Origin of the sequence: Streptomyces sp. R11 (genome assembly GCF_041051905.1) — a bacterium.
In the GTDB taxonomy this organism is placed as follows: domain Bacteria; phylum Actinomycetota; class Actinomycetes; order Streptomycetales; family Streptomycetaceae; genus Streptomyces.
This window is the reverse complement of the sequence record NZ_CP163432.1, coordinates 7,665,719-7,678,805: the sequence shown is the minus strand read 5'-3', so window position 1 is coordinate 7,678,805 and position 13,087 is coordinate 7,665,719. Positions and strand designations below refer to the sequence as shown.

Genomic DNA, 13,087 nt, shown 5'->3' with positions numbered 1-13,087 from the left:
AACGTCCCGGGCGTGCCCGACGACGCACGAGCACGGCAGCGCACGGGAACCGGCCTCGGCATACTGCTGGCCCTGGTTCTCGCGGCCGTGCTGCTCACCGCCCTCCCGGACGACGGCGAACGGGAGGGCGGTGGCGCGTGCGCACCGCGCTCGGTCGCGGCCTGGTCCGCCGACGACAGGCTCACCGGCGAATTCGCCCGGTACGGCGACAACCCGTCCCGCACCGACGACTGGACCGGCGGCGACGGCACGCACTCGGTACGGCTGCCGGACGGCCGGGTGCTGTGGCTGTTCTCGGACACCTACCTCGGCCAGGTGTACTCACCGCCCAACCCGTTCGGCGAGTCCCACACCTGGCGGGAGGCGACCGCTCCCCTGGTGCGCAACTCGGCGATCGTCATGCGCGACGGACGCCTGGAGAGCACGCTGGCCACGCCGCTCTTCCCCGACCCCGCCCCGAACCAGTGGCGCTGGCCGGTCTCGGCCCGCGTCGAGCCCCGCTCCCCCGGCTCGTCGGAGCGGGTGCTGCGGGTGCTGCTGTGGGTGCGCGCGGCCGGGCAGCCGCCCTGGATCTTCGGCGTGCCCACCGCCACCGAGGTCGCCACGCTCACGCTGCCCGATCTGCGGGTCGAGTCGGTGGTGAAGGTTCTCGACCAGCAGCTGGTGCCGGACCCCTCCCGGCGTGTCCTGTTCGGGACGACGCTGGTCGAGGAGGACGGCTGGACGTATGTCTTCGGCGGCGACGACGGTCAGGCCGCGTCCCGGCCGGCCTCGCAGGCCTACGTGGCGCGCGTCCCCGAGGGCAGGCTCGCCGAGCCGGGTGCCTGGCAGTACTGGAACGGCTCCGAGTGGGCCGGGTCGGGTGCCCGGCCGCGTGCGGTGCTCGGGGACGGGCAGCGCACGGGCGTGGGTAGTGCCTTCTCGGTGGTGCGGGTGCGGGGGACGTACGTCCTGTTCACGATGGCCGCGGGCACGAAGGGGCTGACGACCGTCACGTCGTACTGGGCGTGCTCCCCCGCCGGCCCTTGGCACGGGCCGACGAAGGACTTCAGCCCGGCGCTGCCGCAGGGCGGCCAGGTCGCCGCCTACAACCCGCAGGCCCACCCCGAGTTGAGCGACGGCGGACGCCTCGTCCTGAGCTACGACGTGAACTGGCTGGAGACGGGCGGCGCTGCGGCGCAGCTCAGCCGGAACGTGTCCCTGTACCGACCGCGGTTCGTGACTCTGCGGCTGGCACAGACGCGGTGACCGGGCCGGGTGCGGCGCCCTCGGCTTCGCGGGCCTCGGCGTCGCGGGCCCGGCGCTTGGCGATGACCGCGCACACCATCAGCTGCATCTGGTGGAACAGCATCAGCGGCAGGACCGCCAGCGAGGCGTGCGCGCCGAACAGGACGCTCGCCATGGGCAGTCCGGCGGCGAGGGACTTCTTCGAGCCGGCGAACTGGATCGCGATGCGGTCCTCGCGGTCGAAGCGCAGCGCCTTGGCGCCGTACCAGGTCAGCAGCAGCATCACGGCCAGCAGCACCGCCTCGACGGCGAGCAGCCCGCCCAGCCGGATCGCGCTCACCTGGTGCCAGATGCCCTGGACCATGCCCGCGCTGAACGCGGTGTAGACGACCAGCAGGATCGAGCCGCGGTCGACGAGCCCGAGGACCTTCTTGTGCCGGGTCACGAAGCCGCCGATCCAGCGGCGCAGCAACTGCCCGGCCACGAACGGCACCAGCAGCTGCAGCACGATCTTGACCACCGAGTCGGCGGAGAAGCCGCCCCCGCTGCCGCCGAGCACGGCCGCCGCGAGGAGCGGGGTGATGACGATGCCCACCAGGGAGGAGAAGGAGCCCGCGCAGATCGCCGCGGGCACGTTGCCGCGGGCCATCGAGGTGAAGGCGATCGACGACTGGATGGTCGACGGGACGAGGGTGAGGAAGAGCAGGCCCTGGTAGAGGGGGTCCGTCAGCAGCACCGGGACAAGCCCGCGCGCCGCCAGCCCCAACAGCGGGAAGACGACGAAGGTGCAGGCCAGGACGGTGACATGGAGCCGCCAGTGCTTCAGGCCGTCCATCGCCTCACGGGTGGACAGGCGGGCACCGTAGAGGAAGAACAGGAAGGCGATCGCGGCCGTGGAGGCACCGGACGCCACGTCGGAGGCCGTCCCGCGCGCCGGGAACAGGGCCGCGAGGCCCACGGTCCCGAGCAGCAGCAGGATGTACGGGTCGATCGGCATCCAACGCGGCCATTGCAGGCGTTTCACTGTGCTCCACTACTTCGCTGTCGTACGGCTGTCGCTTCGCTGAACTTCGGGTTCCCGGCACGGACGTGCCCTCTCCATCGTCCTCCGGCGATCAGCGATCGGGAATCCGGCATACCACTCTGACTGTCATCACGTTCCGCGATAACCCCGCTAGGCTCGGGGCATGTACGACCCGTCCCATCTGCGCACGTTCCTCGCGGTGGCGCAGACCCTGAGCTTCACTCAGGCCGCCCGCCGCCTCGGACTGCGCCAGTCGACCGTCAGCCAGCACGTACGGCGCCTGGAGGACGTCACCGGGCGGCCGCTGTTCACCCGGGACACGCACTCCGTGGAACTGACCGAGGACGGCGAGGCGATGCTCGGCTTCGCCCGGCGGATCCTGGAGGTGCACGAGCAGGCGACGGCGTTCTTCACCGGCACCCGGCTGCGCGGCCGGCTCCGCTTCGGCGCGTCCGAGGACTTCGTGCTGACCCGTCTGCCGGAGATCCTGGAGGGCTTCCGCCACGACCACCCCGAGGTCGACCTGGAGCTGACGGTCGAACTCTCCGGCACCCTGCACGAGCAACTGGAGGCCGGGAAGCTGGACCTGGTGCTGGCCAAGCGGCGGCCGGAGGACCGACGGGGCGACCTGGTCTGGCACGACCGGCTGGTGTGGATCGGCGCGGAGCGGCTGCGCCTGGAGCCGGACCGTCCGGTGCCGCTGATCGTCTATCCGCCACCGGGCATCACCAGGGCGCTCGCGCTGGAGGCGCTGGAGCGGCAGGGGCGTGACTGGCGGATCGTGTGCACGAGCGGCAGCCTCAACGGGCTGATCGCGGCGGCACGGGCCGGGCTCGGCGTGATGGCGCACTCCCGGGGCCTGATTCCGCCGGGCCTGGTGCGGGTGCCCGACCGGTCCGGGCTGCCCGAATTGGGGCGGGTCGACTTCGTGCTGGTGCACGGCCGGCGCCGGACGGCGGCTCAGGGGGCCGCGGATGCGTTGGCGGGGGCGATTCTGGCGGGCGGGGACCGGTTGCACCGCCGATAGGGCGCGGGGCGCTTCAGCGCGTCGGGCGCTGATACGTCAGCTGCTTCACACGCCGCAGAAACACCGACGACTCCACGTGCTGTACGCCTTCCAGCCGCCCGAGTGGCCCGCTCAGATACGCGTACAGGTCCGCCGTGTTCCTCACCACCGCCGTGGCCACGATGCTGCACGGCCCCGCCGTCGCCGCGGCGTGGGCGATCTCGTCGTGGGTGGCGAGGGCCTCGCCCACCGCGGTCAGGGCCGCCGGGGTGGTGGTGATCCACAGAACGGCGCCGACCGGATAGCCGATGGTCTCGGAGTTGTACTCCACGTCGACGTACACCGCCCCGGACGCCAGCAGCGCGGTGAGGCGGCGCTTGACTGCGGACTCCGAGCGGCCCGTGGCGCGCTGGAGTTCGGGGTGGCCGGCGCGTCCGTCGTGCTCCAGGACGGCCACGAGCGGCTCGTCCTCCGGGTCGATGCGGGCCGGTCCGGCGGAAACGGGGCCGTTGCGCAACGCGGCCTTCTGGTCGTCGGTGAGCATCCTGAACTTGGTGAGCCAGCCCGTCGGCCCGCCGTAGAAGCGGTGCAGTAGCTGGTAGGCCCTGATCTCCAGGACGCGCGGCGTGCGCGGCAGCTTGCCGAGCAGCAGGTCGTCCCGGTCGCCCGGACTGCGCGGACGGGTGCCGAAAATGACCTCGGTGCCGCCGGAGGCGATGCCGATCCAGCTGGTGTCGGGCCGCTTGGCGAGGGCGTCCGCGATGGCCTGGGCGCTGTCCGGGACACAGCGCAGCCGGAGCGTCCACTGGTCCTGGCCGAGGCGCACGGCGTCGCGCACGGCGACCACCCTGAGGCCGCCTTCGGCGCACAGTCGGCGGTAGCGGCGAGCGACGGTCCGGTCGGAGACGCCGAGCACCTCGCCGAGCTGGGCGAACGACGCCCGTGCGTTCACCTCCAGCGCGTCGAGCAGTTGCAGATCGAGCTCGTCGAAGATGTCGGATTCCATCCTCACGGCACCGTCTCCTGTCGGGTTTCGGCGCCTGGACGCCTCACAGAGCCGCGATCGGCCGCTCGCGGCCCATCGTACGGAGGCATACGCAACTCACGCAGAAGGGGATGAGGACATGCGTACTTGGGGGCCGCTCACGGCAGTGTGCCTGGGCACGTTCATGTTGTTGCTGGACGTGACGATCGCGATCGTCGCGCTGCCGGACATGGCGCGGGCACTGGATGCGTCGCTGAGCGATCTGCAATGGGTCATGGACGGATACGCGCTGGCCCTGGCCGCGCTGCTGCTGGGCGTGGGGGCCGCGGCCGACGTGCTGGGGCGGCGGCGCGTGCATGTCGCGGGTGTCGTCGTCTTCGCGGTGGCGTCGCTGCTGTGCGGGCTGGCGACCGGACCGGGGATGCTGGTCGCCGCCCGGGGACTGCAGGGCATCGGCGCCGCGGCCATGTTCGCCACGACGCTGCCGCTGCTCGGCTCCGTGTACCAGGGCAGGCGGCGGTCGGTCGCGCTCGGCGTGTGGGGCGCGGTCAGTGGAGCGGCGGCCGCAGTGGGGCCGATCGTCGGCGGGCTGCTCACCGACGGGCCGGGCTGGCGGTGGATCTTCTACGTCAATCTGCCGGTGAGCGTGGCCGCGGTGTGGCTGACGCTGCGGGTGGTGCCGGAGTCGCGGAGTGCGCGCGGTCGCCGTATCGACTGGGCGGGCACGGTGACGTTCGTGGCGTTCGCGGGGGCGCTGACGTACGGGGCCGTGCGGGCCGGAAGCCATGGGTGGGGCGAGACCGGGACGCTGGTGTGGTTCGCCGGGGCGGCGTTGGCGCTGGTCTGCTTCCTCGTGGTGGAGCGGCGGGTCGCCGATCCGCTGCTGGATCCACGGCTGTTCCTGCGGCCGGCGTTCTCGGGGGTGATGGCGGGCGCTCTCGCCTTCAACGCGGCGGCGTTCGGTGCCATGGCGTACACCTCGATCTGGTTGCAGACCCTGCTCGGGATGAGCGCGGTGCGCGGCGGGGCCGTCTTCCTGTGGCTGTCGCTGGCGTCGTTCGTGGTCGCGGCGGCCGGCGGGCGGCTGCTGCACGGGGTGCCGGCGCGGCTCACCATCGGCGGCGGGCTGCTGCTGATCGGAGCGGGCCAGTACTGCATGGCAGTACTGGACGCCGGGTCGACGGCGAGCGCCCTGATACCGGGGCTGGTGCTGGTGGGTGCCGGTACGGGGCTGGTGTCACCCGGCATCGCCGGTGCCGCGCTGGCCGCCGTACCGCCGGAGCGGGCCGGTATGGCGGGCGGCGCGCTGAACACCTTCCGGCAGCTGGGATACGCGCTGGGCATCGCCCTGTTCGGCACGGTGCTGACGTCGCGGATGCAGGACACGCTGCCCGCGGACGCGGCCCACGCCCTCGCGGGCGGCGGTGCCGGTGCGCTGCGGGACGTCTTCGGGGAGGGCGTGCTGCGCGCTGCTTTCGCCGGCGGGCTCGACGCGGTGGCGGTGGTGGCGGGCTCGACGGCGGCCGTGGCCGGGGTGCTGGTCCTCGCGCTGGTCAGGAGGCCGCCCGTGACGAAGAGCACGGTGACACCTGCGGGCTCTCGCGCGCTGACTCAGGAAGCGACGGAGGAGACAGCCGCACGCAGGGAATGACATGATCAACAGGGCCCGTACCGGGTAATCGGGTCGTACAGATTCGGTGGAGATTACGGGTCCGAAACTTACTCAACCGTCAGTTTTCTGTCCGACCCTTCCCCATGTGAGCGCATTTTCCGACGCTGACCAGTGCATACCCGAGCGCCCGGCGATTCCCGGCCCCCTCCCGTCCGAAACGCGGGTGGGGTAGCTTTCACGGCGCTGCGCGGAGCGTCAGCCGAGGCCATTCGGAGCGGGGAGCGGGGTTTGCGCGAGTTCACCAACCCTCCGTTGGCGTTGGCACCGCCGGTGGGCGGCCTGGCCGACGTCGTCTTCCAGCATGCCCAGGAGGACCCGCTCCATGTCGCCCTCGGCCGCAAGGACGACCACGGGAACTGGCGTGACGTCACCGCCGCCGAGTTCCGGGACGAGGTGCTCGCCCTCGCCAAGGGCCTTCTCGCCCGCGGCATCCGGTTCGGCGACCGGGTCGCGATCATGTCCCGTACCCGGTACGAGTGGACGCTCTTCGACTTCGCACTGTGGACGATCGGCGCCCAGGTGGTACCGATCTACCCGACCTCCTCGGCCGAGCAGTGCTTCTGGACGCTGTACGACGCCGAGGTGTCGGCGGCGATCGTGGAGCACGAGGACCACGCGATGACGATCGCCACGGTCATCGACCGGCTGCCGCGGCTGCACCAGCTGTGGCAGCTGGACTCGGGCGCGGTGCAGGAGCTGTACGACGCCGGCGCCCACCTCGACGACGAGGTGGTCCACCGCCACCGCCAGGCGGTCACGCCGGACTCGATCGCCACGATCATCTACACCTCGGGCACCACCGGCCGCCCCAAGGGCTGTGTCATCTCGCACGGCAACTTCATGTACGAGGCGGACACGGTCATAGAGCGCTGGGAGCCGGTCTTCCACTCCAGGAAGGGCGACGAGGCGGCGACCTTGCTGTTCCTGCCGCTCGCGCACGTCTTCGGGCGGATGGTGCAGGTCGCCGCCATCCGCGGCAAGGTCCGCTTCGGCCACCAGCCGCAGATGAACGCGGCCGCCCTGCTGCCGGACCTCGCCGCGTTCAAGCCGACGTTCTTCCTCGCCGTGCCGTACATCTTCGAGAAGGTCTTCAACGCCTCCCGTCGCAAGGCCGAGAAGGAAGGCAAGTCCGGTCCCTTCGAGAAGGCCGTCGAGGTGGCCGTGAAGTACGCGGACGCCGTGGAGGCCAAGGCGTGGGGCATCGGCCCCGGCCCGTCGGCCGGTCTGCGCATGCAGCACCAGCTCTTCGACAAGCTGGTCTACTCCAAGATGCGGGCCGCGATGGGTGGCCGGATCAAGCAGGCGATGACCGGCGGCTCGGCGATGGACCGACGGCTCGGCCTGTTCTTCGCGGGCGCCGGCGTCCACGTCTACGAGGGGTACGGCCTCACCGAGTCCACGGCGGCCGCGACCGCCAACCCGCCCTATCGCACCCGCTACGGCACCGTCGGGCAGCCCATCCCTGGCACGACCGTGCACATCGCGGACGACGGCGAGGTCTGGCTGCGCGGCGGCAACGTCTTCCAGGGCTACCTCAACAACCAGAAGGCCACCGACGAGGCCCTGCACGACGGCTGGCTGGCCACCGGTGACCTGGGGTCCCTCGACGAGGACGGCTACCTCACCATCACCGGCCGCAAGAAGGAGATCCTGGTCACGTCCGGCGGCAAGAGTGTCTCGCCGGGCGTGCTGGAGGAGCGCGTCCGCGACCACCCGTTGGTCTCCCAGTGCATCGTCGTCGGCAACGACCGCCCGTACATCGCGGCCCTGGTCACCCTCGACCAGGAGGCCGTCGAGCACTGGCTGATGATGCGCGACAAACCCGAGATGACCCCCGCCCAACTGGTCCGCGACGCCGACCTGGAGACCGAGGTGCGGCGCGCGGTCGTCGCCGCCAACACCCTTGTCTCGCAGGCCGAGTCGATCCGCACGTTCCGGATCCTCGCCCAGCCGTTCACCGAGGAGCACGGACTGCTCACGCCGTCGCTGAAGTTGAAGCGCAAGGCGATCGAGAACGCCTACGCGGGTGAGGTCGACGCGTTGTACCAGGCGTGAGTCCTGCCTTTTTCCCCGGTCCGGAATGCATGGGCGCCCGTGATCGTTGACGATGGTGAGTACCACCTGACGACAACCGTAAGGATCAAGAGCTCGTGAGCAGCAAGGTCCCCCCGATCATCCTCAACAACGGCGTCGAGATGCCCCAGCTGGGCTTCGGCGTCTGGCAGGTGCCGGACGACGAGGCCGAGCAGGCCGTCGCGACGGCGCTGGAGGCCGGGTACCGCAGCATCGACACAGCGGCGATCTACGGCAACGAGGAGGGCACCGGCAAGGCCATCGCCGGCTCCGGCGTCCCCCGCGAGGACATCTTCGTCACCACCAAGCTCTGGAACGGCGACCAGGGTTACGACGCCACGCTGCGCGCCTTCGACGTGTCGCTGGACAAGCTCGGCCTGGACTACGTCGACCTGTACCTCATTCACTGGCCGCTGCCGGCCCGGGGCACCTATGTCGACACCTACAAGGCGTTCGAGAAGCTCCACGCCGACGGCCGCGTCCGCGCGATCGGTGTCTCCAACTTCCTTCCGGAGCACCTTCGGCACCTGATCGACGAGACGTCGGTCATCCCTGCGGTCAACCAGATCGAGCTGCACCCGCATCTGCAGCAGCACGCCTCCCGCGAGTTCCACGCCGAGCAGGGCATCGCCACCGAGGCGTGGTCGCCGCTCGGCCAGGGCAAGGGGCTGCTGGAGGTTCCCGCGATCGTCGCCATCGCGCGGAAGCACGACCGCACCCCGGCGCAGGTCGTGCTGCGCTGGCACCTGCAGCTGGGCAACGTCGTGATCCCGAAGTCCGTGACGCCGTCGCGGATCAAGGAGAACATCGGGGTCTTCGACTTCAGCCTGGACGACGAGGACCTCGCGGCGATCAGCGCGCTGAACGAGGACCGGCGCCTCGGTCCGGACCCGGCGACGTTCGACGCCTGACGTCCGTTTCCGTGCGGCACTCCGCCCGCCGCTCAGCTGTATGAGCGGCGGGCGGACGCGTACGAATCGCCCCGGTCACCGACCTCAGTGACCGCGCACGTCGGTGTGGACGACCTCGAACTCCTCCAGCCCGACCACGGACACATGCGCTTTGGCCGCGCCCTCGTGCCGGGCCCCCGCCTGACCGGCCCGCGACGCCGCCAGGGACGTCTGGTCGACGAAGACCGCGCCGACGATCCCGCGCCCGCGATCCCGGTCGACCATCAGGGACGCCCTGGCGAGCCCGGGGAGCGTCTCCAGCTTGGGCACCACCGTCGCCCGGAACGTGTCGGCGAGCAGGTCCGTGTCCCTCGGGTCGAACTCCAGCCTGGTGAGCCGCAGTCCGCCGCCCGCCTGCGGCTGCCGGACCTGATGGAAGACCAACGCCTCGTAGTTCTCGACCGCCACGGTCCCCGCGAACGGCTCCAGCATCGCCGACCGCCGCTCGCGCAGCACCTCGTCGCTGTTGCGGCGGGCCTGCTCCGACTCCCACCAGCTCGCTGCGAGCAGTTTCCCGAGGACCCGGTCCACGAAGACACTCGCTCCCCGGTATCCCGGACGGTCCTCCAGCAGGTCGCGCCCCTCTGTGTTCATCGCCCTGATGGCCATGTCGATCTTCGCGGGATCACCGGTCGTGTAGACAGCGCGTACGAACATGACACCTCCCGGAAATCCGGGCATATACGAATTTTCTCTGCATCCAGTCTTCTACTGGGGGCATGGCGTCGCAATCAGCCGTCAGTAAGGAAGCTTTCCCGACGGAAGGGCCACCCCCGCAGTGCGCACCCGAAGACTGACTCTCGCAGCGGCCGCCGGAGCCGCGCTGCTCGCCACCGCGACGCTCCCCGCGAACGCCGGGCAGGCGGACCCCGAGGAAGCCGCCGTGAGCGCGGCCGACCTGCTCGCGAAGGTGACGTCCTGCTCGCAGATCTCGCACGGCAAGTACCGCACCGACCAGGCGACCCCGGCCACCGTCCCCGTCTGCGGCACGAAGGATGCCGTGTTCTGGACGGCCGACATGGACATCGACTGCGACGGTTGGCGCACCGACAGCTGCAACGAGACCACCGACCCCTGGTTCCTCCCGGCCACGGCGTTCCACCAGTCCGACGGCAAGCCCCTGCGGTCCGACACGCTGCCGTACGTCGTCGTCCCCAGCCCCAGCGGCACCTGGGACTACCGCGCCGCCGGCGTCAAGGGCGGCGGCGTGGCAGCGGTCATTTACGACGACCAGGTCCTGTACGCCGTGGTCGGCGACACCGGCCCGCAGCAGATCATCGGCGAGGCCTCCTACGCCGCCGCCGAGGCCCTCGGCATCGACCCCGACCCGGCCGTCGGCGGGGCCGCCTCCGGCGTCACGTACATCCTCTTCAGGAACTCTCAGGCCTCGCCCATCGAGAACCACAGCGCGGCGGCCGAGCTGGGCGAGAAGCTGGCGAAGGAGTTCGTCGGGGGCAGCTGATTCCGGGTGACCGATCCGGGGATCGGGTCAGTTGGGCTGTCCGAGCGGCCGTACGACGACGGTGTTGACGTCCACACCGTCGGGCTGCCGGACGGCCCACACCACCGAGTCGGCGATCTGGTCGGCGGTCAGCAGATGCCCGGGCGGCAGACTGCCGTGGGCGTCCCAGAAGGGTGTCTCCACCCGGCCCGGGGCGATGTGGGTCACGCCGATGCCCCAGTCGGTGACCTGCCGCCGGGTGTTCTCGGCGAGCCCGGTCACCGCCCACTTCGTCGCCCCGTAGATGTTCCCCGGGCCGGGCACGAACCCGGCGACGCTGCCGACGAGGACGATCCGGCCGCGGGTCTCCTTGAGGGCGTCGACGGAGGCGCGGATCAGCAGGGCCGGGCCGAGGACGTTGGTCAGCACCATCTCGGTCCAGCCGGCCGGGTCCCCCTCGGCGACCGAGTCGTGGGTCGCGAACCCCGCGTTGGCGACGACGGTGTCCAGTCGGCCGAACGCCTTGAGCGTGGTCTCGACGGCCGCCTGGACGTCGCCGTAGTCGGCCGCGTTCCCGACGACCGTCAGCAAACCCTCCGGATCCCCGAGCGCCTCCGCGAAGCCACGAAGCCGTGCCTCGCCGCGGCCGGTGACGGTGACCCGGTACCCGGCCTCCAGCAGCTGCCGTGCGACCGCGGCGCCGATACCGCTGCCACCGCCGGTGATGAGCGCGACGGGTGAGTCGGTCATGGTGGTCCCCCTGTGTGTCGTTCCGTGTGCCGTGCCGTTCGGACGAAGGGGAGTCCATCACTTGGAGAGCTCTCGAAGTCAAGGCGCCGAGGAGGGGACGGGCGGCAGGCGCCGGCCGTCGTCACTTCGTCCGTACGGCCGTGTAGACCGTCTGCGCCGCCAGCACGAACAGATCCGGCCGGTGATACACGCTCGCCTTGTCGTCCGGGTCGAGGAGCCGGTCGAGGGTCGCGCGGTCGTCGGCGTCGAGGTGGTCGCCGATGCCGTCGCGGGTGCGGGTCAGGGTGGCGACGACGTAGGCGCGGGCGCGGTCCGTGGTCGGGGCGGGCAGGTCGAGGAGGAACGTGCGGGTGCCGCTGGGCCGGAGGCCGGCCGCTGCGAGCAGGGCGGGCCAGTCCTCGGTCTCGACGACCGTGCCGGGCAGATCCGCGCGCATCGCGGCGAACCACTCCTCCTCCAGCGCGTCGAGGCGCGCCTGCAGCCCGGGCCGCCCGAAGCCGACGTCGCGTGGCAGGAACCGGGCCGACAGGCCACCCTCCTGCAGCGCCAGCGTGCCGCCGAGGGTGAGACGGGCGGCGAACGCGGAGAGGGCGGCACGCTGGTCGCCGAGGTGATGCAGGGTGCGGCCGACCCACAGCAGATCGGCCGGATAGTCCAAGTCGTCGAGCACGTCCGGGAGATCACCGGTCAGGGTGCCGAAGCGGTCGGCGACACCGAGCCTCCTGGCCCGCGCACCGGCACGCTCCAGGAGCGGCTCGGAAGCGTCCACGGCGACGACCCGGGCACCGGGGAACTCTTCGGCGAGCAGACAGGCGATGACGCCGGGGCCGCTGCCCGCGTCGACGATCAGCCCCGGTTCTGTCTGCCGCTTGGCCAGCCAGGCCATGGTGTGCTCATAGAGGGGCGTGAACAGCTCCGCCTGCGCCTCCAGCTCCGGGCCCATCTCGGCCCAGTCGACGTCGGTGTGGTCGTGGTGGTGGTGATCGGCGTGCCGGTCTCCGTGGTGGTTGTGCGCCATGCTCGTCAGCCTCTCCTTCGGATGAGGCCAGCGTGCGCCGACGCACCGCCGCGGGGCCACTGTCGTTGCCGGAACGGCAACAATGGGGCGCAAAAAACGGATGCGGCTCGCATCGCCGGTCGCCCACGATGGCCCGATGGACAACGAGATGGTGGAGCGCTTCCTCGAGGACGGGTTCGTGAGGATCGCAGGCGCCTTCCCGCCGCGCGTCGCCGAACACTGCGAGCGGCTGCTGTGGCGGGAGACGGGGTACGACCCTCAGGACCCGACCACCTGGAAGGACCCCGTGCACTGGGTCTACGACATGGCGCAGGGCCCGTTCGCGGCCGCCGTCAACACCCCCGCCCTGCATGCGGCCTTCGACGTGCTGGTGGGTGAGGATCGCTGGCAGTCGCGCTACTCGCTGGGCAGCTTCCCGCTGCGGTTCCCGCACGAGGAGGAACCGGACGACGCGGGCTGGCACATCGAGGGCAGCTACGTGCCCGAGGGCGCCGAGCACCCGCACACGAACGTGCGCTCGAAGGACCGTGCGCTGCTCATGCTGTTCCTGTTCAGCGAGGTCACCGAGGACAACGCCCCGACCCGCATCCGGGTCGGCTCGCATCTCGACGTACCGCCGGTCCTGGCGCCGTACGGCGAGGCCGGCGCGTCGTTCCTGGAGCTCGGCCCGAAGGTCGCCGAAGCCTCCGCGCACCGGCCGCTCGCCCACGCCACCGGCCGCCCCGGCGACGTCTACCTCTGCCACCCCTTCCTGGTCCATGCCGCCCAGCCGAACCACGGCACGCGCCCCCGCTTCATGGCGCAGCCACCCCTGCATCCGACGGTGCCCTACGAGCTGGAGCGCCCCGACGGCAGCTATTCGGCGGTGGAGTTCGCAATCCGCCGGGGCCTGGCCCAAGAGAGCTGACCGGCCCCGGCAGGCGACCGCGCCCCTCCAGGGG

The 13,087-nt window shown here is 71.2% G+C and carries 12 protein-coding genes; 7 read left to right on the top strand and 5 right to left on the bottom strand.

Annotated elements, in window-relative coordinates; genetic code table 11:
* Positions 1–12 precede the first annotated feature (12 nt).
* A complete protein-coding gene (locus tag AB5J55_RS35615) occupies positions 13–1,248 on the top strand; it encodes a DUF4185 domain-containing protein (protein ID WP_369274563.1) in 1,236 nt (411 codons plus the stop codon).
* Here AB5J55_RS35615 and AB5J55_RS35610 read toward each other — a convergent pair.
* Entirely contained in the window at positions 1,184–2,224 is a 1,041-nt protein-coding gene (locus AB5J55_RS35610; RefSeq protein WP_369274562.1) for a bile acid:sodium symporter family protein, read from the bottom strand. The genes AB5J55_RS35615 and AB5J55_RS35610 overlap by 65 nt on opposite strands.
* A 190-nt stretch (positions 2,225–2,414) precedes the next feature.
* On the opposite strand from AB5J55_RS35610, the gene AB5J55_RS35605 reads away from it, so the two are divergent.
* Entirely contained in the window at positions 2,415–3,278 is an 864-nt protein-coding gene (locus tag AB5J55_RS35605; protein WP_369274561.1) for a LysR substrate-binding domain-containing protein, read from the top strand.
* Between the two features lie 13 nt (positions 3,279–3,291).
* Here AB5J55_RS35605 and AB5J55_RS35600 read toward each other — a convergent pair whose 3' ends face one another.
* Positions 3,292–4,263, bottom strand: coding sequence for an Lrp/AsnC family transcriptional regulator (locus tag AB5J55_RS35600; RefSeq protein WP_369276376.1), 972 nt, complete (start codon positions 4,261–4,263; stop codon positions 3,292–3,294).
* 118 nt (positions 4,264–4,381) lie between these two features.
* Between AB5J55_RS35600 and AB5J55_RS35595 the strand changes: the two genes are divergently transcribed.
* From AB5J55_RS35595 to AB5J55_RS35585, 3 genes are all read left to right on the top strand, one after another.
* Entirely contained in the window at positions 4,382–5,893 is a 1,512-nt protein-coding gene (locus AB5J55_RS35595) for an MFS transporter (protein WP_369274560.1), read from the top strand.
* Positions 5,894–6,142: 249 nt separating this feature from the next.
* Complete coding sequence (locus tag AB5J55_RS35590) at positions 6,143–7,969, top strand: long-chain fatty acid--CoA ligase (protein ID WP_369274559.1); 1,827 nt, start codon at positions 6,143–6,145, stop codon at positions 7,967–7,969.
* A gap of 95 nt (positions 7,970–8,064) precedes the next feature.
* Positions 8,065–8,898 carry an aldo/keto reductase gene (locus AB5J55_RS35585; RefSeq protein WP_369274558.1) on the top strand — a complete coding sequence of 278 codons (834 nt, stop codon included), beginning with the start codon at positions 8,065–8,067 and terminating at the stop codon, positions 8,896–8,898.
* A gap of 84 nt (positions 8,899–8,982) precedes the next feature.
* On the opposite strand, the gene AB5J55_RS35580 is transcribed toward AB5J55_RS35585, so the two are convergent.
* Positions 8,983–9,594, bottom strand: a complete 612-nt coding sequence (locus tag AB5J55_RS35580) for a hypothetical protein (RefSeq protein WP_369274557.1) — start codon at positions 9,592–9,594, stop codon at positions 8,983–8,985.
* A 121-nt stretch (positions 9,595–9,715) separates the two neighbouring features.
* On the opposite strand from AB5J55_RS35580, the gene AB5J55_RS35575 reads away from it, so the two are divergent.
* Positions 9,716–10,399: a glycoside hydrolase family 75 protein gene (locus AB5J55_RS35575; RefSeq protein WP_369274556.1), complete on the top strand. Its 684-nt coding sequence runs from the start codon at positions 9,716–9,718 to the stop codon at positions 10,397–10,399.
* Positions 10,400–10,426: 27 nt separating this feature from the next.
* Here AB5J55_RS35575 and AB5J55_RS35570 read toward each other — a convergent pair whose 3' ends face one another.
* Positions 10,427–11,128 carry an SDR family oxidoreductase gene (locus AB5J55_RS35570; protein ID WP_369274555.1) on the bottom strand — a complete coding sequence of 234 codons (702 nt, stop codon included), beginning with the start codon at positions 11,126–11,128 and terminating at the stop codon, positions 10,427–10,429.
* Between the two features lie 121 nt (positions 11,129–11,249).
* Positions 11,250–12,146 (bottom strand): trans-aconitate 2-methyltransferase, encoded by an 897-nt coding sequence (locus AB5J55_RS35565; protein WP_369274554.1) that lies wholly within the window; start codon positions 12,144–12,146, stop codon positions 11,250–11,252.
* Positions 12,147–12,282: 136 nt separating this feature from the next.
* Between AB5J55_RS35565 and AB5J55_RS35560 the strand changes: the two genes are divergently transcribed.
* A complete protein-coding gene (locus tag AB5J55_RS35560) occupies positions 12,283–13,053 on the top strand; it encodes a phytanoyl-CoA dioxygenase family protein (RefSeq protein ID WP_369274553.1) in 771 nt (256 codons plus the stop codon).
* Positions 13,054–13,087 lie beyond the last annotated feature (34 nt).

What these genes read in the sequence shown, in the direction of transcription:
- AB5J55_RS35600 (WP_369276376.1), bottom strand. Translation starts at nt 4,263, where the DNA reads ATGGAATCCGACATCTTCGACGAGCTCGATCTGCAACTGCTCGACGCG.
- AB5J55_RS35610 (WP_369274562.1), bottom strand. Translation starts at nt 2,224, where the DNA reads ATGCCGATCGACCCGTACATCCTGCTGCTGCTCGGGACCGTGGGCCTC.
- AB5J55_RS35605 (WP_369274561.1), top strand. Translation starts at nt 2,415, where the DNA reads ATGTACGACCCGTCCCATCTGCGCACGTTCCTCGCGGTGGCGCAGACC.
- AB5J55_RS35580 (WP_369274557.1), bottom strand. Translation starts at nt 9,594, where the DNA reads ATGTTCGTACGCGCTGTCTACACGACCGGTGATCCCGCGAAGATCGAC.
- AB5J55_RS35595 (WP_369274560.1), top strand. Translation starts at nt 4,382, where the DNA reads ATGCGTACTTGGGGGCCGCTCACGGCAGTGTGCCTGGGCACGTTCATG.
- AB5J55_RS35560 (WP_369274553.1), top strand. Translation starts at nt 12,283, where the DNA reads ATGGACAACGAGATGGTGGAGCGCTTCCTCGAGGACGGGTTCGTGAGG.
- AB5J55_RS35565 (WP_369274554.1), bottom strand. Translation starts at nt 12,146, where the DNA reads ATGGCGCACAACCACCACGGAGACCGGCACGCCGATCACCACCACCAC.
- AB5J55_RS35570 (WP_369274555.1), bottom strand. Translation starts at nt 11,128, where the DNA reads ATGACCGACTCACCCGTCGCGCTCATCACCGGCGGTGGCAGCGGTATC.